This window comes from Klebsiella sp. R445, from assembly GCF_051131755.1.
In the GTDB taxonomy this organism is placed as follows: Bacteria; Pseudomonadota; Gammaproteobacteria; order Enterobacterales; family Enterobacteriaceae; genus Klebsiella; species Klebsiella lignicola.
Genome location: NZ_CP180446.1, coordinates 4311200 through 4336543 on the forward strand (window position 1 = coordinate 4311200; position 25344 = coordinate 4336543).

The 25344-nt window shown below is 59.4% G+C and carries 24 protein-coding genes; 14 read left to right on the plus strand and 10 right to left on the minus strand.

The genetic code is table 11. From position 1 onward, the window contains the following. Window positions 1–158: 158 nt before the first annotated feature. Window positions 159–1559, plus strand: a complete 1401-nt coding sequence (locus ACMYSN_RS20360) for a glycoside hydrolase family 1 protein (RefSeq protein WP_462495968.1) — start codon at window positions 159–161, stop codon at window positions 1557–1559. A gap of 58 nt (window positions 1560–1617) precedes the next feature. Here ACMYSN_RS20360 and ACMYSN_RS20365 read toward each other — a convergent pair whose 3' ends face one another. The 8 genes from ACMYSN_RS20365 to hypA all read right to left on the minus strand — a co-directional run bounded on the left by ACMYSN_RS20365 (window position 1618) and on the right by hypA (window position 9107). Continuing rightward, window positions 1618–2565 carry an alpha/beta hydrolase gene (locus ACMYSN_RS20365; RefSeq protein ID WP_462495969.1) on the minus strand — a complete coding sequence of 316 codons (948 nt, stop codon included), beginning with the start codon at window positions 2563–2565 and terminating at the stop codon, window positions 1618–1620. A 115-nt stretch (window positions 2566–2680) separates the two neighbouring features. Next, the gene (locus tag ACMYSN_RS20370; protein ID WP_462495970.1) at window positions 2681–3109 is read right to left on the minus strand and encodes a TOBE domain-containing protein; all 429 of its coding nucleotides are present in this window, start codon (window positions 3107–3109) and stop codon (window positions 2681–2683) included. Window positions 3110–3149: 40 nt separating this feature from the next. Continuing rightward, window positions 3150–5222: a sigma-54-dependent transcriptional regulator gene (gene flhA / locus ACMYSN_RS20375; RefSeq protein WP_462495971.1), complete on the minus strand. Its 2073-nt coding sequence runs from the start codon at window positions 5220–5222 to the stop codon at window positions 3150–3152. 206 nt (window positions 5223–5428) lie between these two features. Further along, window positions 5429–6439: a hydrogenase expression/formation protein HypE gene (hypE, locus tag ACMYSN_RS20380; RefSeq protein WP_462495972.1), complete on the minus strand. Its 1011-nt coding sequence runs from the start codon at window positions 6437–6439 to the stop codon at window positions 5429–5431. Beyond that, window positions 6436–7557 carry a HypD family hydrogenase formation protein gene (gene hypD / locus ACMYSN_RS20385; RefSeq protein WP_462495973.1) on the minus strand — a complete coding sequence of 374 codons (1122 nt, stop codon included), beginning with the start codon at window positions 7555–7557 and terminating at the stop codon, window positions 6436–6438. Before hypD ends, hypE begins: the two co-directional genes overlap by 4 nt. After that, entirely contained in the window at window positions 7557–7829 is a 273-nt protein-coding gene (locus ACMYSN_RS20390; RefSeq protein WP_462495974.1) for a HypC/HybG/HupF family hydrogenase formation chaperone, read from the minus strand. Before ACMYSN_RS20390 ends, hypD begins: the two co-directional genes overlap by 1 nt. After that, the gene (gene hypB / locus ACMYSN_RS20395) at window positions 7820–8692 is read right to left on the minus strand and encodes a hydrogenase nickel incorporation protein HypB (RefSeq protein ID WP_462495975.1); all 873 of its coding nucleotides are present in this window, start codon (window positions 8690–8692) and stop codon (window positions 7820–7822) included. Before hypB ends, ACMYSN_RS20390 begins: the two co-directional genes overlap by 10 nt. A 64-nt stretch (window positions 8693–8756) precedes the next feature. Continuing rightward, a complete protein-coding gene (gene hypA / locus ACMYSN_RS20400) occupies window positions 8757–9107 on the minus strand; it encodes a hydrogenase maturation nickel metallochaperone HypA (protein ID WP_462495976.1) in 351 nt (116 codons plus the stop codon). A 215-nt stretch (window positions 9108–9322) separates the two neighbouring features. Between hypA and hycA the strand changes: the two genes are divergently transcribed. The 9 genes from hycA (at window position 9323) to hycI (ending at window position 17142) form a co-directional block, all read left to right on the plus strand. After that, window positions 9323–9772, plus strand: a complete 450-nt coding sequence (gene hycA, locus ACMYSN_RS20405) for a formate hydrogenlyase regulator HycA (protein ID WP_154143969.1) — start codon at window positions 9323–9325, stop codon at window positions 9770–9772. Window positions 9773–9853: 81 nt separating this feature from the next. Beyond that, complete coding sequence (locus tag ACMYSN_RS20410; RefSeq protein WP_123756773.1) at window positions 9854–10462, plus strand: 4Fe-4S dicluster domain-containing protein; 609 nt, start codon at window positions 9854–9856, stop codon at window positions 10460–10462. Continuing rightward, window positions 10459–12285: a formate hydrogenlyase subunit 3 gene (gene hycC, locus ACMYSN_RS20415; RefSeq protein WP_462495977.1), complete on the plus strand. Its 1827-nt coding sequence runs from the start codon at window positions 10459–10461 to the stop codon at window positions 12283–12285. The genes ACMYSN_RS20410 and hycC overlap by 4 nt, the downstream gene beginning before the upstream one ends. Window positions 12286–12287: 2 nt before the next feature. Continuing rightward, window positions 12288–13211: a respiratory chain complex I subunit 1 family protein gene (locus tag ACMYSN_RS20420; RefSeq protein WP_462495978.1), complete on the plus strand. Its 924-nt coding sequence runs from the start codon at window positions 12288–12290 to the stop codon at window positions 13209–13211. Window positions 13212–13228: 17 nt separating this feature from the next. Further along, window positions 13229–14938 (plus strand): hydrogenase large subunit, encoded by a 1710-nt coding sequence (hycE, locus tag ACMYSN_RS20425; RefSeq protein ID WP_462495979.1) that lies wholly within the window; start codon window positions 13229–13231, stop codon window positions 14936–14938. Between the two features lie 9 nt (window positions 14939–14947). Next, complete coding sequence (locus ACMYSN_RS20430) at window positions 14948–15490, plus strand: formate hydrogenlyase complex iron-sulfur subunit (protein ID WP_123756777.1); 543 nt, start codon at window positions 14948–14950, stop codon at window positions 15488–15490. After that, a complete protein-coding gene (locus tag ACMYSN_RS20435; RefSeq protein ID WP_154143966.1) occupies window positions 15490–16257 on the plus strand; it encodes an NADH-quinone oxidoreductase subunit B family protein in 768 nt (255 codons plus the stop codon). Before ACMYSN_RS20430 ends, ACMYSN_RS20435 begins: the two co-directional genes overlap by 1 nt. Continuing rightward, complete coding sequence (locus ACMYSN_RS20440; RefSeq protein WP_462495980.1) at window positions 16254–16664, plus strand: formate hydrogenlyase maturation HycH family protein; 411 nt, start codon at window positions 16254–16256, stop codon at window positions 16662–16664. Before ACMYSN_RS20435 ends, ACMYSN_RS20440 begins: the two co-directional genes overlap by 4 nt. Then, window positions 16657–17142 (plus strand): hydrogenase maturation peptidase HycI, encoded by a 486-nt coding sequence (gene hycI / locus ACMYSN_RS20445; protein WP_462495981.1) that lies wholly within the window; start codon window positions 16657–16659, stop codon window positions 17140–17142. The genes ACMYSN_RS20440 and hycI overlap by 8 nt, the downstream gene beginning before the upstream one ends. Window positions 17143–17237: 95 nt before the next feature. On the opposite strand, the gene ACMYSN_RS20450 is transcribed toward hycI, so the two are convergent. Together ACMYSN_RS20450 and ascF are read right to left on the minus strand one after the other, a co-directional pair. After that, window positions 17238–18662 carry a 6-phospho-beta-glucosidase gene (locus ACMYSN_RS20450; RefSeq protein WP_462495982.1) on the minus strand — a complete coding sequence of 475 codons (1425 nt, stop codon included), beginning with the start codon at window positions 18660–18662 and terminating at the stop codon, window positions 17238–17240. Between the two features lie 26 nt (window positions 18663–18688). Further along, complete coding sequence (gene ascF / locus ACMYSN_RS20455) at window positions 18689–20131, minus strand: PTS cellobiose/arbutin/salicin transporter subunit IIBC (RefSeq protein WP_462495983.1); 1443 nt, start codon at window positions 20129–20131, stop codon at window positions 18689–18691. Between the two features lie 265 nt (window positions 20132–20396). On the opposite strand from ascF, the gene ACMYSN_RS20460 reads away from it, so the two are divergent. The 4 genes from ACMYSN_RS20460 (at window position 20397) to ACMYSN_RS20475 (ending at window position 25342) form a co-directional block, all read left to right on the plus strand. Next, complete coding sequence (locus ACMYSN_RS20460) at window positions 20397–21410, plus strand: LacI family DNA-binding transcriptional regulator (protein WP_462495984.1); 1014 nt, start codon at window positions 20397–20399, stop codon at window positions 21408–21410. A gap of 147 nt (window positions 21411–21557) precedes the next feature. Further along, complete coding sequence (gene hydN, locus ACMYSN_RS20465; RefSeq protein WP_123756786.1) at window positions 21558–22085, plus strand: electron transport protein HydN; 528 nt, start codon at window positions 21558–21560, stop codon at window positions 22083–22085. Between the two features lie 12 nt (window positions 22086–22097). Next, on the plus strand, window positions 22098–24332 hold the full coding sequence (gene hypF, locus ACMYSN_RS20470; protein WP_462495985.1) for a carbamoyltransferase HypF: 2235 nt from the start codon (window positions 22098–22100) through the stop codon (window positions 24330–24332). Continuing rightward, the gene (locus tag ACMYSN_RS20475; RefSeq protein ID WP_462495986.1) at window positions 24329–25342 is read left to right on the plus strand and encodes a HoxN/HupN/NixA family nickel/cobalt transporter; all 1014 of its coding nucleotides are present in this window, start codon (window positions 24329–24331) and stop codon (window positions 25340–25342) included. The genes hypF and ACMYSN_RS20475 overlap by 4 nt, the downstream gene beginning before the upstream one ends. The last annotated feature ends 2 nt before the right edge of the window (window positions 25343–25344 follow it).

The window sequence follows — 25344 nt, forward strand, 5'->3', positions numbered from 1 at the left end:
GCGGTTTCCGTTTGTGGATGTACATTTCCGCATTTTGTCAGTAGATTTCTTTTGGTGCACTGGGCCGTATTTTTCACCTCAACAGATGAGGTGACAGGGTAGACCTTTTTTTGGCTGCGCCTGTCAGGCGCGGCCTTTTTTCACTGACAGGAGGCGTTATGACCCGGTATCAGTTTCCGGAAGGCTTTTTTTGGGGGGCAGCAGCATCAGGTCCGCAAACGGAAGGGGTAAGCAACAAGCCGCACCGCTCGATTTGGGACAGCTGGTTTGCCGAGCAGCCGGAACGTTTTTATCAGCAGATTGGACCGCAAACCGTCTGTGACACCTATCATCAATACCCGCAGGACGTGGCGTTGATGAAACAGACCGGCTTTAACTCCTTTCGTACCTCGATTCAATGGTCTCGCTTGATTGATGATTTTGAAACCGGGGCCGCCAATCCGGACGCGGTGCGTTTTTACAATGCCTATCTTGATGAGATGATCGCCAACGGTATCGAGCCGATGATCAACCTCTATCACTTCGATATGCCGGAAGCGCTGCAAAAGCAGTACGGCGGATTTGAATCGGCGCACGTGACGGATCTCTTTGCCCGTTTCGCCCGCACCGCCTTCGAGCTGTTTGGCCATAAAGTGAAATACTGGATCACCTTCAACGAGCCGATTGTGCCGGTGGAAGGTGGCTATCTGTACGATTTCCACTATCCGTGTAAAAAGGATGGCAAGCTGGCGGCGCAGGTGGCTTTTAACATTATGCTGGCCCACGCCAAAGCGATTCGTGAGTTCCGTGAGCTGGCGCTGCCGGGCGAGATCGGGGTGGTGCTGAACCTGACGCCTTCCTACACCCGCAACGACAGTCCGGAGGATAAAAAGGCGGCATGGTATGCGGATCTGTTTTTTAACCGCAGCTTCCTCGACCCGCTGGTCAAACATCAGTTCCCGAAAGAGCTATGCGAAATTCTGGCCGCTCACGATTGCCTGCCGGAAGTGACGAAAGCCGACGTTGAGCTGATTACCGGTTCGCACGTCGATTTTCTCGGCGTGAACTACTACGTTCCGCGTCGGGTACAGGCGCGTGAGAGCGACTATACGCTGGGCTATTTCACCCCGGAGTATTACTTCGAAAACTACGTTAATCCTGAAGGGCGGTTTAACCCGTATCGCGATAACAACGAAATTCTGCCGCAGGCGATCTATGACATTGCCGCCAACGTGCGCGACAACTACGGCAATATTAAGTGGTTCCTCGCAGAAATTGGTATTGCGATGGATATCGAGTCGGAAGGGGAACCGGGTGACGACGGGGTGATCGATGATTCATTCCGCATTCGTCTGATGGAAGAGCATCTGGTGCAGCTGCACCGGGCGATAGCCGACGGCGCCAACTGCTTCGGCGTGCACCAGTGGACCTTCATCGACAACTGGTCGTGGATTAACTCGTTCAAACGCCGCTACGGCTTCTGGCGCCTCGATCTGCAAACCGGCGAGCGGCAGATAAAACGCAACGCGCTGTGGTTTGCCGAACTGGCGGCCAGCAACGGCTTCAGCACCGATAAATAGCCCCGCAAAATCTCCCGGAGGCGGCGCAGACGCGCCTCCGGGGGAGATATATCTGGCGCTACTTTTTCATCTCCGGCAGTGATGCAATCCAGTTCATCGCCAACTGAGGCCACTCGGCGGCGGGCAGCCCCGTCGTTCCACGTATACCGAAACCGTGCTTACCCTCGGCAAACAGGTGTAACTCGGTCGGCACCTTGTGAGCACGCAACGCGTTAAACATCACCAATGCGTTATCGACCGGCACCGAAGGATCGTCCACCGCATGCATAATGAACGTCGGCGGCGTCGCGGCGGTCACATTGTGCTCCGGCGAATAGTGACGTTGCTGTTCTGCCGTCGGCGTATCGCCAATCAGCGCGTGGCGCGAACCGGGATGGGCAATGGCGGGATCCATCGAAATCACCGGATAGCCGAGCACCACAAAATCGGGGCGCGCACTCTGGTGGTCGACGGCGTCCGTGGCGGGATAGACCGTATCGTCATAACGGGTCTCGAGGCTGGCGGCGACATGACCGCCGGCAGAAAAGCCCATGATGCCAATTTTATGCGGGTTGATGTGCCACTCCGAGGCGCGGGCCCGCAGGGTGCGCAGCGCGCGCTGGGCATCAGCCAACGGCGCGTTGCTGCCTTCCGCGTGACCGTCCGCCGGCATGCGGTAGGTCATGACGAACAGGGTATAGCCTTGCGCAGTAAACACCGGGGCAAGATCGCTGCCTTCTTTGTCCAGCACCACCCGCTGGTAGGAACCGCCAGGGGTGATCAGCAACGCAATACCGTTGGGCTTCACGGGTGCATACACCGTGATCTCCGGCGCGCGGATACCGGTCACCGCTCGGTCGGGCAGGGCGCCATCTTTGCTACGATCCACCAGCGACGGGACCGCCTGGCTGTTTTTTGCACCGGGGGCCTCGCCGCCGGGCCAGACCGGGAGCGTGGGCAGGGCGGCGAGTGCCGCCTGAGAAGAGATAAGCAGAGTCATGGCTGCCGCCAGGGGTAAACGCGTCATAAGCATCTCCATGATGGAAAACGCTTATGTATCATTCATTCACGGCGGGTAACGCGAGGTGACTCACAGAACACTGTTTCATTTTTATCGAAATGAAACAGTGTTTTGGATGGTGTTAAGCGCGGGTGGCAATCAGGATCGCCGAGGCCTTAATCAGCGCCAGCACGCGGCTGCCCTGCACCAGCTGCATCTCTTCCTGACTCTCGTTGGTCACGACCGCCACAATATCAAACCCGGCATCGGTAGTAATATGCACCGTCGCGTTCACCGCGCCTTCGGTCACCCGGCTGACGCTGCCGGCAAACTGGTTACGGGCGGAGAACTTCAGACCGCACGCTTCTGTTGCCAGGGTCACCCACGGGGCTTTAATCAAGGCAATGGCTTCTTTGCCAGGGACCAGCCCCAGCGCCTGCTGGCTGCTGTGGGTGACAATCGCCACCAGTCTTGCGCCGCCGGTGAGCGTCAATTCAACTTCATCATTGACCGCGCCAGTGGCAACGGCACTCACCGTGCCGGTCAGTTGGTTACGTGCTGATACCGCCATAAAACCTCCTTCCAGTGATTGATTGCAATAAGTATGAAATTTATACTAACTCATCTTTGCCAATTCCAAGGCGTTTCATGCGGGAAAGTAGCGTGGTGCGTTTGAGACCCAGCCGTTGCGCGGCCCCTTTCGGCCCGGCAACCACCCCGTTACTCTCTTTCAGCACCCGAACAATCAGCTGATATTCGTCTTCCCCCTCCTGCGGCAGGGCGGCCTCCGGTAGGGTTTCCGGCTCAATATTCAGCTCAGGCAGCGACAGCTGGAGCACGCTGCCGCGGGTCAGCAGCACCGCGCGCTCAATCACGTTCTCCAGTTCCCGAACGTTGCCTGGCCACTCCATCCGGCTGAGGGTGCGCAGGGTCTCCGCCGGAATGCTGTCGATATTGCGCCCGAGGCGGCGGGCGATTTTAAAGGTAAACGCTTTGACCAGCAGCGGGATATCGTCCGGGCGCTCGCGGAGCGGCGGCAGATGGATCGGGAAGACGTTCAGACGGTAATAGAGATCGCTACGGAATTCGCGATCGGCGACCATCTGTTTAAGATCGCGGTTAGTCGCGGCGATCAGCCGGACGTCGGTCTGGATCAACTTATTGCTACCGAGCCGCTCAAATTCCTGCTCCTGCAACACCCGTAACAGTTTCGGCTGCAGCTCCAGCGGCATATCGCCCACTTCGTCGAGGAACAGGGAGCTTTTATCCGCCAGCTCGAAACGGCCAATACGCTGCGCGCTGGCCCCGGTAAAGGCGCCACGCTCATGGCCGAAGAGATCGCTCTCCAGCAGCCCGGCAGGCATCGCGGCGCAGTTCATCTTAACCATCCGCCGGCCGTTGCGCCCGCTGAGATTGTGGATCGCCCGGGCAATCAACTCCTTGCCGGTGCCGGTTTCACCGAGGATCAGCACGGTGCTGTCACTCTGCGCCACCATCTCGACCTGCTTGAGCACGCTGTGCATGGCTTCGCTGCGGCCGATAATTTCACCAAACTCGCTCTCGACGTTATTCAACTGCTCGGTCAGCGCCAGGTTTTCGTCAACCAGTCGCTCTTTCAGACGCTGAATTTCCTGGTAGGCGAGGGCGTTATCGATGGCGATCGACACCCGCTCGGCAATCTGGCGTAGCAGCTTGAGGTTGGTGGTGGTGAACACCTTTTCGTCGCACTGCGCCAGCTTCAGCACCCCCAGCAAATTATTGCCGGACATCAGCGGTAGCAAGCACAGGGTCTGGATCTGGTTGCCCCACATCTCGAAGAGCATTTTTTCATACGGTGCCAGCGAGTCGTGCTCGTGCAAGTTGAGCAGCAGCATCTCTTTGCTTTTAAACACCCGCTCGGTCAGGGTTCCAGCCTCATTGACCTCGCTCTGGTCGTGCACCGGGTGGCTGGCGTCAAGATAGTGAGTCGAGTAGATATTCAGCTTGCCCTTGCGGCTGCTGTGCAGCACCACGCTGATGGCGTCGATACGGAAATAGCGGTGAATCTCCTTCGCCACCTCGCCCACCAGCTCATCGATATCCAGCCGGGAGAGCACGGCGTTGGTGATGGCGACCAGAATGCGGAAGTTGTCGCGCTCGTGGCACAGCAAATCGTAATCCACATTGTTGCTGACCCGACTCTGGATTTGTTCGGTCACCACCGCAACCAACTGGGTAAAGGTATGCAGCCGCTGGTACTCTTTTTCGGTCCAGGGGCGGTCGTCGTTGCGGATAAACTCGCAGCCGCCGAAGATGCGACCTTCCGCCGCCAGCGGCAGCAGGCAGTAATAACCGAATGGCGGATACAAACCGCAGCTGGCCAGCTGCGGCCAGGCTTCGACAAAGGTGGCATGGTCACAATGTAGCGCATCGGGGCGCGACAGCAGGCGGCGCACCGGCCCGTGGGCCAGTAAGGTTTCATCTTCATAGCTGACCGGCAGGCCCGCATCGTCGCAGGCGTAGCGGGTCGCGCGGTGGTTTCCGGCATTCCACAGGATAATGGCCGCGCGATCTGCCAGCGCAGATTGCTGAACCAGGTGGGTTAGCGTTTCACTCAGCGCGGCCAGATCAGGCTGCTGTAACAGAATACGGGTGATATCGAACAGCCCTTGCTGCCCAAAATCGCCCAGTGGTGTATACGACATTGCTTAAGTCCAAAAAGCGCCATTCAGGCGGCGCATAAGAAAGTGATGACACAAATAATAGTATGTTAAAAAGCAGTCGTTGCCGCGGTAATCCATCCGTGGTGGCCCGATGATTTGGGCTGGATAATCATGCTGAGATACTGATGTTTTCCCCGGAGGCGATGCTGCGCATCTGTCCGGGCTACCGGTTCACTCGGTCAATCCGGTTAACAAATCCGTGGTAAAGGCTCGGCGTGAGGCAGATCCAACGTGCGTTTGACGCCGTATAACCCGACGGAACGTACGCCGCGGCGTTCAACCACCTCGCCAACCATCGCCGCATCGCGGCCCAGCGGATGGCTGCGCAACTGCGCCAGCGCCGCTTCCGCCGCCTCCCGGGCAACGGCAATCACCAGCTTGCCTTCGTTGGCGAAGTTAAGCGCATCCAGCCCTAATAACTCGCAAACTCCGCGCACGGTATCGTTGACCGGCAGCGTCTGTTCATGCAGCTCGATGCCGCAACCGCTGGTGGCGGCGAACTCATGGGCCACCGCGTTGACTCCGCCGCGAGTGGCATCGCGCAGGGCTTTGACGCCGGGAACGTCGCGCAGGGTCTGAATCAGCGGCGTGAGTACTGCGCAGTCGCTGGAGAGCGCGCCGTCCAGCCCCATCTGCTCGCGCAGGTTGAGGATGGTGGCGCCGTGATCGCCGAGGGTGCCGCTGACCAGCAGGACATCGCCGGGGGCAATCTGCTGTGCGCCCCAGCGAATGTCTGCCGGGATCGCGCCGATCCCGGCGGTGTTGATAAACAGTTTATCCGCCGCGCCGCGCGGCACGACTTTGGTATCGCCGGTCACGATGGCAATCCCGGCGGCCTGCGCGGTATGGGCCATGCTGTTGACCACCCGTTCGAGGATGCTCATCTCCAGCCCCTCTTCGAGAATAAACCCGCAGGAGAGATAGCGCGGCAGGGCGCCGCTGACCGCCACGTCGTTGGCGGTACCGCATACCGCCAGCTTGCCGATATCGCCGCCGGGGAAAAACAGCGGGTCAATGACGTAGCTGTCGGTGGAGAAGGCAAGGCGGTCGCCGAGGGCGGCTAACTGCGCCAGATCAAGACGCGCCTGATCTTCCTGCTCCGCCAGCCACGGGTTGGCAAACGCCTGCATAAACAGGGAGGCGATCAGCTGCTGCATCGCCTGACCGCCGCTACCGTGGGCTAACTGGACGCTTTTCATGCTTCGTTTTCCTGACTGCGATATTGATACCAGGCGGCGCATGCGCCTTCTGATGAGACCATCAGCGCGCCGAAGGCGCTCTGGGGATTACAGACTTTGCCGAACAGTGAACACTGGTGCGGCTTACAGCGACCGGTCAGCACGTCGCCGCAGCGGGCGCGCGGATCGTCACAGACGCGCTGCGGCGCCGGGCGGAAATGGGCCTCGGCATCGAAACGCTGGTAGGCGGGCGTCAGGCATACACCGGAATTGCTGATGACCCCCAGGCCGCGCCATTCGCTGTCGCCGCTGAGGCAGAAAACATCGGCTATCGCCGATTGCGCCAGCGGATTGCCTTCATCAGGCACCACGCGGCGATACTGATTTTCCACCTGATTGTGCCGCGCTATTGTCTGCTCAACCAGCATCACCGCGCCTTGCAGTAGATCAAGCGGTTCGAATCCAGCAACCACTAAAGGACGATGATAGTCGCTGGCGATAAAACCGTAGGCGTCGGTACCAATGACCATGCTGACGTGACCGGGGGCCAGAAAGGCGTCGATGTCGTTGTCCGGCTGGTCGAGCAGGCTGCGCAGGGTCGGGAGCAGCGTGATGTGCTGGCAGAAGAAGTAGAAATTGTCGACGCCGCGCTCGCGGGCGTGGCGGAGGGTCAGGGCGGTGGCGGGCATGGTGGTTTCAAAGCCGAGGCCGAAGAAGACCACTTCACGTTCCGGGTTCTGCTGCGCCAGCTTCAGGGCGTCCATCGGCGAATAGACGATGCGCACATCGGCGCCGCGGGCTTTTGCCTGCAGCAATGAACCGTTTTTGCCGGGCACGCGCATGGCGTCGCCGAAGGTACAGAAAATCACGCCCGGACGGCTGGCAATGTCGATACAGGTGTCGATACGCCCCATCGGCAGCACGCAGACCGGGCAGCCAGGACCATGAATAAATTCAATATTGTCGGGAAGCAGCTGGTCGAGGCCGAATTTAAAAATGGCGTGGGTGTGGCCGCCGCAGACTTCCATAATCCGCAGCGGGCGTTCGGCGGTATGGGGAAGCCGCTGCGCCCGCGCCTGCAGGTGCTCAACCAACTGCATCACCTGTTCCGGGGCGCGGTATTCATCAACGAAACGCATTATCGCTCCTCGCCGTACAGCAGCGCGCCGACGTCCGGCTCGACCTCAAACATATTCTGCAGCGCCTCGAGAGTATCCCGGGCTTCGGCTTCATTAATGATGCTCATGGCGAAGCCGACGTGGACCAGCACCCACTGTCCGAGGCGCGGCTGACCGTGCTCGTCGACGGCGCCGACAAGGGTCAGATCGACTTCGCGCTGAATGCCGCACACTTCGACCTTCGCCTGATTGCCATTAATGGCGCAGATTTGTCCCGGAATGCCTATGCACATTGCTGCGCCTCCAGCCAGTTGAGCCACGTATCCATGCCTTCACCGCTGGTGGCGGAGAGCATGATGATCTCAATATTGGGGTTCACCTCCATGGCACTGGCGAGGCACTTCTCCACATCAAAGTTGAGGTACGGCAGCAGATCGATTTTGTTCAGCAGCATCAGGCTGGCGGCAGCGAACATATGCGGGTATTTCAGCGGTTTGTCTTCCCCTTCGGTCACCGATAGCACCGCCACTTTGTGACGTTCGCCGAGATCGAAGCTGGCCGGGCACACCAGGTTGCCGACGTTTTCAATAAACAGAATTCCGTTATCCGCCAGCGGCAGGCGCGGGGCGGCATCGGCGATCATCTGCGCATCGAGATGACAGCCTTTACCGGTGTTGACCTGAATGGCCGGGGTGCCGGTGGCGCGAATACGCGCTGCGTCGTTGATGGTCTGCTGGTCGCCTTCGATAACCGCGCACGGCGTTTTGTCTTTCAGGCGCAGTAAGGTTTCGCTCAGCAGGGTGGTTTTACCGGAGCCAGGGCTGGAGACCAGGTTCAGCACCACCTGACCACGGGCGGCAAAGCGGGCGCGGTTGCGGGCGGCCAGCCGGTTATTTTTATCCAGTACGTCGATCTCCACCTCCAGCATCCGGCGCTGGCTCTGGCCTGGCGCGTGGGTTCCTGCTTCGCCATGGCCGTAGTGCAGGTCGCCGCTTTCAGTGCGGGTAGGGGTGAAGTTATCGGTTTTGACGCCGGTAATGGTCATGGTCTGGCGCGGGGCCGGCGCGAAGGGGGCGCTGCGAAACGCCGAGTGAGGGTTGTGTTCATCACCTTCGATATAAAGGTTGCCTTCCCCACAGCCGCAAGTCGTACACATAGTTTACTCCTGATCTGTCCCGTCATCGTTCACGTTGTTTTGGTCTTGCCGGAAACAACCCGAATCAGTCGGGGCTCACTTCTATTCGTTGGATCTGTAAGCCGTCGTCGGCGACGATTTGTAAGGTGTCGCTCTGACACTGCGGACACCGACGCACATGCTGCGAGATGAGATGTACATACTTCTGGCAGGATTCACACCAGCATTCCGCCTGCTGTTCGTCGATATGCAGCTCGCAGCCTTCCGCCAGCGTCCCGCGGCACACCAGTTCAAAGCAGAAGGTCAGCGCGCTGGCTTCTACGCAGGAAAAGGCGCCGACTTTCAGCCACACGCCGGTGACCCGTTGTGCCCCGGCCTGCTGCGCTTGCTGTTCAATAATTTCCAGCGCCCGCTGGCTGAGTGTGATTTCGTGCATGGTTGCCTACCTCTCTATCGCTATTGGCCTTATATGCAATAACGATGCCAGCTCACCGTTATCGTCGGCGTGGCTGTCGATGACGACAGTGAATGGCTGTCATCGACATGTCAGTTCAGGACGTTGTTTTTATTAATTTCATTTAATATCAGATAGTTAAAATTTGGCATGGAAAATGCTAGTACGGTGCATCTCATGAAAACGGGGAATCCGAGATGACTATTTGGGAAATAAGTGAAAAGGCGGACTACATCGCCGATCGTCACCGTCGCTATCAGGATCAGTGGCGGCATTACTGCAACTCGCTGGTTCAGGGCATCACGCTGTCCAAGGCGCGTTTGCATCACGCGATGAGCTGCGCGCCGGACAAAGAGCTGTGCTTTGTTTTATTTGAACATTTTCAGGTGTATGTCGCACTGGCGGAAGGGTTCAACAACCACACCATCGAATACTACGTTGAAACACGCAACAGCGATGATAAGCGTCTGATTGCTAAAGCAACGCTGGCCTCCGACGGCACCATTGATGGCCGTATCAGCAACCGTTCGCGCGAACAGGTGCTGGAGCATTATCTGGCGATTATCGCCAGCGTGTATGACCGTCTGTATGACGCCATGGAACGCGACCAACCGGTGGATTTAAGCCATCTGGCGTTGGCTCATTAACCGTAGGTGTCGACAGGTGTCGAAAATGACAGCTGAACACCCTGATTTCGTCAAAAATGACTGTCACCCGAGGATGATCCGGTGAACCGTTTTGTAATTGCTGACTCCACCGTCTGTATTGGCTGCCGCACCTGCGAAGCCGCCTGCGCAGAGACGCACCGCCAGCACGGCCTGCAGGCCATGCCGCGACTGCAGGTCATGCGTAATGAAAAAGAATCCGCGCCGCAGATGTGCCACCACTGCGAAGACGCACCCTGCGCCGCCGTGTGCCCGGTTAATGCGATTAACCGCGTTGATGGCGCGATCCAACTCAACGAAAGCCTGTGCGTAAGCTGCAAGCTATGCGGAATTGCCTGCCCGTTTGGGGCGATCGAATTTTCCGGTAGCCGTCCGCTGGATATTCCGGCGAATGCCAATACGCCTCTGGCACCCGCCGCGCCACCGGCCCCAGCACGCGTCAGTTCGCTGCTCGACTGGGTTCCCGGCGTGCGGGCTATCGCCGTGAAATGCGACCTGTGCCATTTCGATGAACAGGGACCGGCCTGTGTCCGGACCTGTCCGACCAAAGCGCTGTTGCTGGTGGATATTCGTGATATCGCCCAGGCCAGCAAGCGTAAGCGCGAGCTGACCTTTAATACCGACCTCGGCGATCTGTCGCTGTTTCAGGCGCAACAAGGAGGCGTGAAATGAGTGTGATTTCTTTAGTCAATCAGGCTGTGGTCTGGTATGCCGTCAGCGGCGTGCTGGCCTTTCTCTTTACCATGCGTAAATCGCTGAGCGGCGCAATTGCCGGGATTGGCGGCGCGGTGGCCAGCGTGATGCTGGTGCTGGCGGGCGGCGCAGCGCTGCTGATGCCGGACCGGATGAACGGCGGTGTCCTGCAGTTGCTGAACCTCACCATGCGGGTTGGCGGTATTAATGCGCTGTGGCTGCTGGCCATCGGGCTGTCGGCTTTACCGATTTCGCTGTTCAATATCGCGTGGCACCGTCACCCGCAGGTCAAAGCCAACGGCCTGCTGGTGAACCTGCTGCTGGCGGCGGCCACCAGTGCGGTAGTGGTGACGAACTTTGGTGCGCTGGTGGTGATGGCGGAAATCATGGCCCTGTGCGCCGCCTTCCTGACCGGCTGCGCACAGTCCGGCAAGCTGTGGTTTGTGCTGGGACGTCTCGGCACTCTGCTGCTGGCCTGGACCTGCTGGCTGGTCTGGTCGACCTACGGCACGCTCGAAGTGGCGCAGATTAACCGCCTGACGCTGGGCGTCGCGCCGGATATGCTGCTGTGGCTGCCGGGGCTGATTGGCTTCGCCCTGCTGGCCGGGGTGATCCCGCTGCACGGCTGGGCGCCGCAGGCGCATGCTGGCGCCAGCGCTCCGGCTGCCGCGCTGTTCTCCACCGTGGTAATGAAAGTCGGTCTGTACGGTATTTTGACAGTTTCGCTGGCCGGGAGCGTACTACCGCTGTGGTGGGGCGTGATGCTGTTAGTTCTGGGGATGATCACCGCCTTTGTCGGCGGACTGTATGCCCTGATGGAGCACAATATTCAGCGTCTGCTGGCGTACCACACCCTCGAAAATATCGGCATTATTCTGCTCGGCCTTGGGGCCTTCGTCACCGGCGTGGCGAGCCACAACACCACCCTGATGCTGCTGGGCTTTATTGGCGGCATGTATCACCTGATCAACCACAGCCTGTTTAAAACCACGCTGTTTCTCGGCGCGGGCGCGGTCTGGTTCCGTACCGGTCATCGTGACATCGAAAAGCTTGGCGGGATTGGCAAAAAGATGCCGCTGATTTCGCTCTCCATGTTGGTGGGGCTGATGGCGATGGCCGCGCTGCCGCCGCTGAACGGCTTTGCCGGCGAGTGGGTTATCTATCAATCCTTCTTCACCCTGAGCACCGGCGATGCCTTTGTCGGTCGCCTGCTGGGGCCGATGCTGGCAGTTGGACTGGCGATTACTGGCGCACTGGCGGTGATGTGCATGGCCAAAGTCTATGGCGTGACCTTCCTCGGCGCGCCGCGTAGCAAAGAGGCGGAAAACGCCACCTGTGCGCCGTGGCTGATGACCTTTAGCGTGGTGCTGGCTGCCGCCAGCTGCGTGGTGGGTGGGGTCGCTGCGCCGTGGCTGCTGCCGCTGGTTGGCGGGGCCTTCCCGGTACAGGCGGAAGTCTCAAGCGTGGTGTCGCAGCCGCTGATCGCGCTGCTGCTGATCGCCTGCCCGCTGCTGCCGTTGCTGCTGATGATCTTCTTTAAAGGCGACCGTCTGCCGGCCCGCTCGCGCGGTGCGGCCTGGGTGTGTGGCTATGACCATGAAAAATCGATGGTTATCACCGCCCACGGCTTTGCCATGCCGGTGAAGGAAGCCTTTGCACCGGTGCTGAAACTGCGTCACTGGCTGAACCCGGTCCGTCTGGTTCCCGGCTGGCAGAACGCTGCTGCGCCTGCGCTGTTCCGCAGCGTCGCGCTGGTTGAGCTGGCGGTGCTGGTGGTGATTGTGATTTCGCGAGGAGCCTGAGAATGAGTGTATTAATTGCATTGTTGCAGGCGCTGGTGCTGTTCGCCGCCGCGCCGCTGTTGTCCGGGATAACCCGTGTCGCCCGCGCTCGTCTGCATAACCGTCGCGGTCCGGGCGTGCTGCAGGAGTACCGGGATATCTTGAAGCTGCTGGGGCGCCAGAGCGTTGGTCCGGACGCTTCCGGTTGGGTGTTCCGCCTGACGCCGTACGTGATGGTCGGGGTGATGCTGACCATCGCCACCGCGCTGCCGGTGATCACCGTCGCCTCCCCGATGCCGGGGCTGGGCGACCTGATCACCCTGATCTACCTGTTCGCCATCGCCCGCTTCTTCTTCGCGATTTCTGGCCTCGATACCGGAAGCCCGTTTACGGCGCTTGGCAGCAGCCGCGAAGCGATGCTCGGCGTGCTGGTTGAGCCGATTCTGCTGCTCGGCCTGTGGGTCGCGGCGCAGGTCGCGGGTTCCACCCATATCAGCAACATCGCCGATACCCTTTATCACTGGCCTGCCGCGCGCAGCATTCCGTTGATTCTGGCGCTGTGCGCCTGCGCCTTCGCCACCTTTATCGAAATGGGCAAGCTGCCGTTCGACCTGGCGGAAGCGGAGCAGGAGCTGCAGGAAGGGCCACTCACCGAATACAGCGGCAGCGGCTTTGCGATCCTGAAGTGGGGGATCAGCCTCAAACAGCTGGTGGTGTTACAGATGTTTGTCGGCGTGTTTATCCCGTGGGGACAGATGACCCACTTCAGCGTCGGCGGACTGCTGCTGGCGCTGGTGCTGGCCGTCGTCAAGCTGGTGGCCGGTGTGTTGGTGATCGCCCTGTTCGAAAACAGCATGGCGCGTCTGCGTTTCTGTGCCACCTCCCGCGTCACCTGGGCCGGGTTTGGTTTCGCCTTTTTAGCCTTCGTCTCCTTGCTGGTGGCGTGATTTAAGAGAGTTTGAGCATGTCTGAAGAAAAAATCGGTCAACACTATCTCGCCGCTCTGCACCAGGCCTTCCCTGGCGTGGTGCTGGATGAAGCCTGGCAGACCAAAGACCAACTGACGGTCACGGTGAAGGTCAACTACCTGCCGGAAGTGGTCGAGTTCCTTTACTACCAGCAGGGCGGCTGGCTGTCGGTGCTGTTCGGCAACGACGAACGTAAGCTGAACGGTCACTACGCGGTGTATTACGTACTGTCGATGGAGCAGGGCAGCAAATGCTGGATCACCGTGCGCGTGGAAGTCGATGCTGATAAGCCGGAATACCCGTCGGTGACGCCGCTCGTGCCTGCCGCGGTCTGGGGCGAGCGCGAAGTGCGCGATATGTATGGCCTGGTGCCGGTGGGACTGCCGGACGAACGTCGTCTGGTGCTGCCGGATGACTGGCCGGATGAACTCTATCCGCTGCGCAAAGACAGCATGGATTACCGTCAGCGCCCGGCGCCGACCACTGATGCGGAAACCTACGAGTTCATCAACGAACTGGGCAGCAAGAAAAACAACGTGGTGCCGATTGGCCCGCTGCACGTGACCTCCGATGAACCGGGCCACTTCCGCCTGTTTGTTGACGGCGAGAATATTATCGACGCCGATTACCGCCTGTTCTACGTCCACCGCGGCATGGAGAAACTGGCGGAAACCCGCATGGGTTACAACGAAGTGACCTTCCTCTCCGACCGCGTGTGCGGTATCTGCGGCTTTGCCCACAGCACCGCCTATACCACCTCCGTTGAGAATGCGATGGGCATCGTGGTGCCGGAGCGGGCGCAGATGATCCGCGCCATTCTGCTGGAAGTGGAGCGTCTGCACTCGCATCTGCTGAACCTCGGTCTGGCCTGCCACTTTACCGGCTTCGACTCCGGGTTTATGCAGTTCTTCCGGGTGCGCGAAACCTCAATGAAGATGGCTGAGATCCTCACCGGGGCGCGTAAAACCTACGGTCTGAATCTGATCGGCGGGATTCGCCGCGATCTGCTGAAAGATGACATGATCCAGACCCGTCAGCTGGCGCAGCAGATGCGTCGTGACGTGCAGGATCTGGTGGATATGCTGCTCAGCACCCCGAACATGGAGCAACGTACCGTAGGTATCGGCCGTCTTGATCCGCAAATCGCCCGTGACTTCAGCAACGTTGGTCCGATGGTCCGCGCCAGCGGCCACGCCCGTGACACCCGCGCCGACCACCCGTTTGTCGGCTATGGTCTGCTGCCGATGGAAGTCCACAGCGAGCAGGGCTGCGACGTTATTTCACGCCTGAAGGTACGCATCAACGAGGTGTACACCGCGCTGAATATGATCGATTTCGGCCTCGACAACCTGCCGGGCGGTCCGCTGGCGGTTGAAGGGTTCACCTACATTCCTCACCGCTTCGCGCTCGGCTTCTCGGAAGCGCCGCGCGGGGATGATATCCATTGGAGCATGACCGGCGACAACCAGAAACTGTATCGCTGGCGCTGCCGTGCCGCCACCTACGCCAACTGGCCGACCCTGCGCTACATGCTGCGCGGCAACACCGTCTCCGATGCGCCGCTGATTATCGGTAGCCTCGACCCTTGCTACTCCTGTACCGACCGCATGACCGTGGTCGACGTGCGCAAGAAGAAAAGCAAAGTGGTGCCGTACAAAGAGCTGGAGCGCTACAGCATCGAGCGTAAAAACTCGCCGCTGAAATAAGGAATCGCCATGTTTACCTTTATCAAGAAAGTCATTAAGACCGGGAATGCGACCCACTCCTATCCGCTGGAGCCGATGCCGGTAGATAAAAACTTCCGCGGCAAGCCGGAGCATAGCCCGCAGCAGTGCATCGGCTGTGCGGCCTGCGTCAATGCCTGCCCGTCCAACGCCCTGACGGTGGAAACCGATCTGGCGACGAACGAACTGGCGTGGCAGTTCAATCTCGGGCGCTGCATCTTCTGCGGACGCTGCGAAGAGGTCTGCCCGACGACGGCGATTAAGCTTTCGCAGGAGTATGAGCTGGCGGTGTGGAAGAAAGAGGATTTTCTCCAGCAGTCGCGTTTCGACATCTGCCATTGCCGGGTGTGCGAACGGCCGTTTGCGGTGCAGAAAGAGATCGATTACGCCATTGCGCTGCTCAAGCACAACGGCGATTCCCGTGCCGAACTGCATCGCGAAAGCTTTGAGACCTGCCCGGAGTGCAAGCGCCAGAAATGTCTGGTGCCGTCCGACCGTATTGAACTGACTCGTCATATGAGAGAGGCCAGCTGATGAGCAACTTATTAGGCCCGCGCGATGATAACGGCATTCCGGTGCCGATGACGGTGGATGAATCCATCGCCAGCATGAAGGCATCGCTGTTGAAGAAAATTAAGCGTTCCGCCTACGTCTACCGCGTGGACTGCGGCGGCTGTAATGGCTGTGAAATTGAGATTTTCGCCACGCTTTCGCCGCTGTTTGATGCCGAACGCTTCGGGATCAAGGTGGTCCCGTCGCCGCGCCATGCCGATATTCTGCTGTTTACCGGCGCGGTCACGCGCGCCATGCGCTCGCCGGCGCTGCGGGCATGGCAGTCGGCACCGGACCCGAAAATCTGTATCTCCTACGGCGCCTGCGGCAATAGCGGCGGTATTTTCCACGACCTGTACTGCGTCTGGGGCGGCACCGACAAAATCGTGCCGGTGGATGTCTATATCCCAGGCTGCCCGCCGACGCCTGCCGCCACGCTGTACGGCTTTGCAATGGCGCTGGGTCTGCTGGAGCAGAAAATTCACGCGCGTCTACCGGGTGAAGAAGACGACAAAGCGGCGGAGATCCTGCACCCGAATATGGTGCAGCCGCTGCGCGTTCGCATCGACCGTGAAGCGCGGCGCCTGGCAGGCTATCGCTACGGTCGCCAGATCGCCGACGACTATATGCGGCTGCTGGGGCAGGGCGATAACCAGGTGCTGCGGTGGCTGGAGGCGGAAAAAGATCCGCGTCTGACCGAGATTATTACCCATCTGAATCAGGTGGTTGAGGAGACGCGTATCCGATGAGCGAGACGGTGGTGTTCAGTCAGCTGAGCCGTAAATTTATTGATGAGAACGATGCCACGCCGGATCAGGCGCAGCAGGTAGTCTATTACAGCCTGGCGATTGGCCATCACCTCGGCGTTATCGACTGTCTGGAGACGGCGCTGAGCTGCCCGTGGGATGAATATCTGGCGTGGATTGGCACGCTCGAAGCAGGGAGTACCGCGCGGCGCAAAATGGAAGGGGTGCCGAAGTATGGCGAGATTGTCATCGACAGTAACCACGTCGTGATGCTCGCGCATGCTTTCGATAAAGCCCAGGCCGGGCAGACTGCACAGCAGCAGGCATGGAGCAAAACGATGCTCAGCATGCTGCATGATATTCACCAGGAAAGCGCCATCTACCTGATGGTGAGGAGACTCCGTGACTGACGTTTTACTCTGTGTCGGCAACAGTATGATGGGCGATGACGGCGCCGGACCGCTGCTGGCGGAAATGTGCGCCGCCAACCCGCAGGGCGACTGGGTGGTGATTGATGGCGGCAGCGCGCCGGAAAATGACATCGTGGCGATCCGCGAACTGCATCCTACGCGGCTGTTGATTGTCGATGCCACCGATATGGGGCTGAACCCCGGCGAGATTCGCATCGTCGACCCTGACGATATCGCCGAGATGTTTATGATGACCACCCACAATATGCCGCTCAACTACCTGATCGACCAGTTGAAAGAGGACGTTGGCGAGGTGATCTTCTTAGGTATTCAGCCGGATATCGTCGGGTTTTACTACCCGATGACCCAGCCGATTAAAGATGCGGTGGAAGTGGTGTATCACAAGCTGAACGGCTGGCAGGGACAGGGCGGCTTTGCCGCACTGGAAGCGCCGGAAGACGAGCCACTTCAGGGATAACCTATTCGGGATAGCCCCCCGGTTACAGGGGGCTTTATCTCGTCGTCTGGATAAGCCATTTGTGGCGCAATGCTGGGCCGGTGAGGCAGGCGATGTTACACCAGGTCTTCGCCGTTGCTGGCAATGACCTTTTTGTACCACCAGAACGATTTCTTGCGCTTGCGCTCGAGGGTACCGTTCCCGGCATCGTCGCGGTCAACGTAGATAAAACCGTAGCGCTTGCTCATCTCGCCGGTAGAGGCGGCCACCAGGTCAATACAGCCCCAGCTGGTGTAGCCCATCACCGGAATGCCGTCCTCGATGGCATCGCCCATGGCTTTAATATGCTCACGCAGATAGCTGATGCGGTAGTCGTCGTTGATCTCGCCGTTGGCGTCAATCTCATCCCGCGCGCCGAGGCCGTTCTCCACCAGGAATAGCGGCTTCTGATAGCGGTCATACATCATATTCATGGTGATACGCAGGCCGAGCGGGTCGATACCCCAGCCCCATTCGCTGGCCTGGATGTGCGGGTTCTTCAGCGATTTCACGATATTGGCGGCGTTGGTATTGTTGGCGTTCATCTCTGCCGACGCACAACGCGAGGCATAATAGCTGAAGGAGACAAAATCGACGGTGTGCTTGAGGATCTCGTCGTCACCCGGTTCTTTGGCAATGACCACCCCTTTTTCACGGAACACCCGCGCCGCCCACACCGGGTAGGCACCGCGCGCCTGCACATCAATAAAGAACAGGTTTTCGCGATCCTTTTCCAGCGCCATCCACACGTCTTCCGGCTTACAGGAATAAGGGTAAAAATTACCGCCCGCCAGCATACAGCCGACCTGATTGTGTGGGTTCACCTCGTGAGCGATTTTGGTCACCAGGGCGCTGGCGATAAGCTCATGGTGCGCCGCCTGGTACTTCACCTGCTCCTGGTTTTCGCCCTCTTCGAACACCAGCCCGGCGCCGGAGTAGGGGCTGTGCAGCATGATGTTGATTTCGTTGAAGGTCAGCCAGTATTTCACTAACCCGTCAAAGGCTTCAAAGCAGGTGCGGGCGTAGTGGCTGAAAAAGGTCACCATCTGACGGTTACGCCAGGAGCCATATTCGGTCACCAGATGCATCGGTACATCGAAATGGCACAGCGTCACCAGCGGCTCGATATTGTGCTTTTTGCACTCCTCGAAGAGTGAACGGTAAAAGGCGATCCCTTCGGCATTCGGCTCCTGCTCATCGCCTTTCGGGAACAGACGGCTCCAGGCAATCGAGGTGCGGAACACGCTGAACCCCATCTCCGCCATCAGGGCAATATCGTCTTTATAACGATGATAAAAATCGATGGCCTCGTGGCTCGGATAAAACTCATCGTCGCGCAGCGTAAAGCGCTTCTCGAGTCCCAGTTTTACCGGCAGGCGGTTCGCGCCATGAGGGATCGTATCAACCGTGGTCAGCCCTTTGCCGCCTTCCAGATAGGCCCCTTCAGACTGGTTGGCGGCCAGTGCGCCGCCCCATAAAAATCCCTGTGGGAAAGTCGCCATGCGTTACCTCGTTATCAATATTGTGTTCAGGCGTGTGTTGCTTGAATGCTGGCCTGACGCTGTCTGGCGTCGGCGGCAGCCTCTTCAACCGGAATATCTTCGAAGCCGAGTACCAGAGTCAGGATAAACGACAGGACTACCGCCAGCGCCATCACCCCAAAGACCCACACGATGGTCATCGGATTGGCCGGGTCGAAGAACTGCACGCTGGTAAACAGGCCCGGTGCCGCCATCGAGTGGCTGGCAAGCCCGGCGATACCGGCCACCGCGCCACAGATAAAGCCGCTGATCAGGCTGGCGATGAGCGGGCGTTTCAGCCGCACCGCAACACCGTACAGCGCCGGTTCGGAAATCCCGGCCAGAATCGCGGAGGCCGCTGCTGCCAGCGCCGTCTGACGCAGTTCCGGGTTTTTGGTTTTCCAGGCCACCGCCAGCGACGAGCCACCCAGCGACAGGTTAGCACCGATTTCTGACGACATAACCATGCCCTCTTTACCGGTTTCGGCAATGGTCTGAATAATGGTTGGGGTAAAGACCCGGTGCATCCCGGTCATCACCAGCAGCGGCCAGATCGCCCCCATAATGGCCACCGACAACCAGCCCAGATAGCTGTGCACGGTGTACACCAGCGCGGATATTGCGGTGCCGATCCAGATACCGATCGGGCCAATCAGCAGAATCGACAGCGGGGCGGCAATCAGCACGATCAGCATCGGTTTAAGGAAGTTTTTGGTGACCGCCGGGGTGATGCGATCGACCCAGCGTTCGATATAGGACAGACACCAGGTCATCACCAGCGCCGGGATCACGGTGTAGGTATATTTCACCGCCGTCACCGGGATGAAGGCGAATTCAACATGCTCGCCCTGGGCGGCTTTGGCCATCAGTTCGATAAAGCTCGGGTGCACCAGAACCCCGGCAATGGCGATGGCCAGCGACATATTGGTTTTGAATTTGACCGCGGCGGAGGCGGCCACCATCAGCGGCAGGAAGAAGAACGCACCATCGCCGATCACCGTCAGGATCGTCAGGGTTGGCGCCCCTTTTGGCAGTACGCCGCTCATCTCAAGGATCATCGCCAGCAGTTTCACCATCGATCCGCCGATAATCGCCGGGATCAGTGGTGACATGGTGCCGATCAGCGCATCGAGGATCCCGGCGCCGATGCGTCTGAACGTCAGCGGCGCTTTGCCCTGTGGTTCTGCGGGACGCATGTCGCCCGGCAGCAGGTTGACGACTTCGCGATACGCCTGAGAGACGGTATTGCCGATGATCACCTGACACTGGTTATCGCTCTGTACCACGCCGAGCACCCCTTTCAGGCTCTTCAGCGCAGCGCTATCCACCCGCGCATTATCTTTGACGACAAAACGCAGGCGGGTCATGCAGTGGGTGACGGCGGCGATATTTTCAATCCCGCCTGTTGCCGTCAGTATTTGCTGCGCCAGGGCTGCATAATTTTTCGACATCGGATTTTATCCTGTTTAATCAATAGGGTACTGGCTTTTTATCGCCCCATCAAAACGGGGGACGTGGTCGATACATAGGAAACCGGTTCCACAAAATCATGATTAGTTTCATTGATTCATACAAGATCTAAAAAAATCAGTTTTCCATTTTGTGATTTTGATCGCCTTGTGAGGTGAAAAAGAGTCCACCGTGACGAGGGTCAACGCTGTAAAAAAGCGAGACGTGCAGTACACTGCGGGCATCTTTTGCAACAGGAAGAACAACATGGCAACGATGCTGGAGGTAGCGAAACGCGCGGGGGTGTCGAAAGCGACCGTGTCCCGGGTGTTATCGGGCAACGGCTATGTCAGTCAGGACACGAAAGATCGCGTATTCCAGGCGGTGGCGGAAAGCGGCTACCGGCCCAATCTGCTGGCGCGCAACCTGGCCACCAAAAAGAGCCAGACGCTGGGGCTGGTGGTGACCAATACCCTCTATCACGGGGTCTATTTCAGCGAGCTGCTGTTTCACGTCGCGCGAATGGCGGAAGACAAAGGGCGGCAGCTGATTCTGGCCGACGGTAAGCACAGTGCCGAAGAGGAGCGCGAGGCGATCCAGTATCTGCTCGACCTGCGCTGCGACGCGATTATTATCTATCCCCGCTTTCTCAGCGTCGATCAGATGGATGACATCGTTGAGAACCACACTCAGCCGATCATGGTGCTCAACCGCCGCCTGCGGCGTAACGCCAGCCATTGCGTCTGGTCCGATCAAAAAGCCTCGGCCCTGGCGGCGGTGGAAAAACTGATTGCCCGCGGCCACCGCGATATCGCGTTTATTACCGGTTCGCTGGATTCGCCGACCGGGATTGAGCGTCTTTCCGGCTACAAAGATGCGCTGGCGCAGCACGGTATTGCGCTGAACAACGATCTGATTGTCGAAGGAAAGTGGACCCCGGAAACCGGTGCCGCGGGCGTGGAAACCCTGCGCCAGCGTGATGTCCGTTACAGCGCGCTGGTGGCGAGCAACGATGATATGGCGATTGGCGCCATGAAGCAGCTGCATCTGCAGGGGATCAAAGTGCCGGAAGAGGTGTCGGTGATTGGTTTCGATGACATCGTGCTGGCGCCGTATATGGTCCCGGCGCTCTCCAGCGTTAAAGTCCCGGTGACGGAAATGATCAAAGAGACCATTAACCGGCTGATCTTTATGCTCGACGGCGGCGATTTAAAATATCAGCAGACCTTCCCCGGCGAGCTGATTGAGCGCGACTCGATAGCCGCCGGCCCCGACGCCTGACGTCGACATCTGTCATCGTCAGATGTGACGATGACAGAATCTCTCTCCCGTACCCCTGTTGTTAATTCCCTTTATTATCATAATGATAAAAGTTGGAACGTATTATGCATATTCCGCCGCGTAACCTTCTTACTGCTGGAGAAATGGATGAACCGTTTCATTATTGCCGACGCGAGCAAATGCATTGGCTGCCGCACCTGTGAAGTGGCCTGCGTGGTCTCTCATCAGGAAAATCAGGACTGCGCGGCGCTGACGCCCAAATCTTTCTTACCGCGTATCCACGTGATCAAAGGCGTTAACGTCTCCACCGCGACCGCCTGCCGTCAATGTGAAGACGCACCCTGCGCGAACGTATGTCCAAACGGCGCAATCAGCCGGGATAAAGGGTTTATTCACGTGATGCAGGAGCGCTGCATCGGCTGTAAAACCTGCGTCGTGGCCTGCCCGTATGGCGCGATGGAAGTCGTGGTGCGCCCGGTTATCCGTCATAGCGGTGCCGGGCTTAACGTCATGGCGGAAAAAGCCGAAGCCAACAAATGCGATCTCTGCCACCACCGTGAAGCCGGCCCGGCCTGTATGGATGCCTGCCCGACCCACGCGCTGATCTGCGTTGACCGCAATAAGCTTGAGCAGATGAATATCGAAAAACGTCGCCGCACGGCGCTGGCCTGGTAAGGCGTCAGCATCATGAACGGGGTGCAAATTCGCATTCGCGGTAAAGTTCAGGGGGTGGGATTCCGCCCCTTCGCCTGGCAGCAGGCCCGGCAGCTCGGGCTGCGCGGTGATGTCTGCAATGACGGCGACGGGGTGCTGGTGCGCATCGTCGGCGATGAGACGGTGTTTGTTGCCGCGCTGGCTCAGCAGTGTCCGCCGCTGGCGCGTATTGATAGCTTGCAGAGCGCGCCATTCCACTGGCAGACGCTGCCTGAGGATTTCGCGATCCGCCACAGCGAAGGTGGGAGCATGCGAACCCAGATTGTCCCGGATGCCGCCACCTGTCCGGCCTGCCTTGCGGAGATGAATAACCCGCAAGATCGCCGCTACCGCTACCCGTTTATTAACTGCACCCACTGCGGTCCGCGCTTCACCATTATTCGCGCGATGCCTTATGACCGGCCATCAACCTCGATGGCGCCGTTTCCGCTCTGTCCTACTTGCGAGGCGGAATATCGCGATCCTGCCGACCGTCGTTTTCATGCCCAGCCGGTCGCCTGTGCCGACTGCGGCCCGCGACTGGAATGGCGCGCCGAGGGTGAGGTGCTGTACGGCGAGGCGGCACTCCAGGCGGCGATCCAGCGCCTGAAGCGCGGCCAGATTGTGGCCATGAAAGGACTCGGCGGCTTTCACCTGGTCTGTGATGCCGGTAATTCCCAAGGGGTGACCACGTTACGTCTTCGTAAACATCGCCCGGCGAAGCCGTTGGCGGTGATGCTGCCAGTGACAGAAGGGATCCCGTCGGAGGCGGTGGCTTTACTGACCACGCCCGCGGCACCCATCGTCCTGATAGATAAATCACAGGTGGTTGGCCTGTGTGATGACATTGCGCCAGCGCTGAAGGAAGTGGGGGTGATGCTGCCGTCTAATCCGCTGCAGCATTTGGTTTTACAGGCGCTGGCGCACCCTGTTGTGATGACCTCCGGCAACCTCAGCGGGCGGCCACCGGCGTTAAGCAACGCCGACGCGCTGCGCGACCTGGCGGGGATTGCCGACGGTTTTCTGCTGCACAACCGTGACATTGTCCAGCGTATGGACGACTCGGTGATACGCCAAGGCGGCGAGATGCTGCGCCGCTCGCGGGGCTACGTGCCGGACGCGATGCCGCTGCCGCCGGGGTTTCATGACGTGCCGCCGCTGCTGTGTCTCGGCGGCGACATGAAAAATACCTTTTGCCTGGCGCGCGGCGATCGGGCAGTGCTGAGCCAGCACTTTGGCGATCTTGGCGATGAAGGTGTTGAAGCGCAGTGGCGTGAGGCGCTGCACCTGATGCAGGATATTTACGCCTTTACGCCGCAGCGGGTGGTAGTCGACGCCCATCCCGGCTATCGTGCCTCGCAGTGGGCAGCATCGCTTACCCTGCCGGTCGACAACGTCCTCCATCATCATGCCCATGCTGCTGCCTGCCTGGCGGAACACGGCTGGCCGCTGGACGGCGGCGATGTTATCGCTCTGGTGCTCGACGGTATCGGCATGGGGGAAAACGGCGCACTGTGGGGCGGGGAGTGCCTGCGGGTTAACTACCGCGAGTGTGAACGTCTTGGCGGATTGCCTGCGGTGGCGCTGCCCGGGGGCGATCTGGCGGCTCGTCAGCCATGGCGCAATTTGCTGGCGCAGTGCCTGGCATTTGTGCCGCAGTGGCAGGACTATGCTGAAACCGCCGCGCTGCATCAGCACAACTGGCCGCTGCTGGCGCAGGCGATTGCGCGCGGAATCAATGCGCCGCTGGCGTCATCCTGTGGACGACTGTTTGACGCGGTGTCCTGTGCCCTGATGTGTGCCCCGGACAGCCTGAGCTATGAAGGTGAGGCGGCCTGTCAGCTGGAAGCGCTGGCGACGGCCTGCGAAGGCGTTGTCCACCCGGTCAGCATTCTCTGGCGCGACGGCACGCTGGATCTGGCAACATTCTGGAGGCAATGGCTGGAGTGGCAGGCTACGCGGGAACAGAAAGCCTGGGCATTTCATGATGCGCTGGCCTGCGGGCTGGCGGCGATGCTTCGGGATTGCGCCACGTCGCGCGGCGTGACGACGCTGGCCTTTAGCGGCGGGGTGCTACACAACCGCTTACTGGTCTCCCGATTGACGTTTTATCTGGCGGATTTTACTCTGCTGTTTCCGCAACAGTTACCTGCCGGAGATGGGGCGATTGCCTATGGTCAGGCGGTTGTTGCCGCCGCGCGCTGGCAGGCTCACAGGACATCACCATGATAGTGACGATTTTACGCCAGCAGCCGCGAGCCGCGGTGCTGGTTGGGGGGCTGATTCTGGCGAATGTATTGGCCTGGATCTGGGCCTGGCAGGCATTTGGCGACAGCGGTGCGCTGATGGCGGCCAGCCTGCTGGCGTGGGGATATGGCCTGCGTCATGCGGTGGATGCCGATCATATCGCGGCAATTGATAGCGTCACCCGCAAAATGATGCAGCAGGGACGGCGGCCTTTCGGCGTCGGGGCGTGGTTTTCATTAGGCCATTCGTCGATCGTGGTGCTGGCTTCGGCGGCCATTGCCGCGACGGCCACCGCGTTCGGGCAACAGATGAGCTGGTTTCATGATACCGGCAGCGTGATCGGCACTGCGGTGTCGGCACTGTTTTTATTGCTGATGGCGTTTGTGAACCTGGTGATTTTGCGCAGCGTCTGGCGCAGTTTTCAGGCGTGGAAGAAAGGCGGAAGCGTCAGTGATGAGGTGGCGACCGGCGGCGGCATGATGAGCTGGCTGTTCGGTAAAACCTTCCGTCTGATCAGCCGCAGCTGGCAGATGTATCTGGTCGGTTTCCTGTTCGGGCTGGGATTCGATACCGCCACCGAAATCGGCGTGCTGGGCATTTCTGCCGCCAGCGCTTCGAGCGGGATGTCCATCTGGTCCATCATGGTCTTCCCGGCGCTGTTTGCCAGCGGAATGGCGCTGGTGGATACCATCGACAACGTGCTGATGGTGGGCGCGTACGGTTGGGCATTCAGCAAGCCGCAGCGCAAGCTCTATTACAATATGACCATTACCGGGACCTCGGTGGTGGTGGCGCTGTTTATCGGCGGGCTGGAGGCTCTGGGGCTGCTGATGGATAAGTTTTCGCTCAGCGGCGGCCTGTGGCGCTGGGTTGGCGCACTGAACGATAATCTTGGCGATGCCGGGTTTGTGGTGGTCGGGTTGTTCGTCGCCTGCTGGGTGCTGTCGGTGCTCAACTACCGCTGGCGCGGGTACGATAACCTGGCGCGGTGATG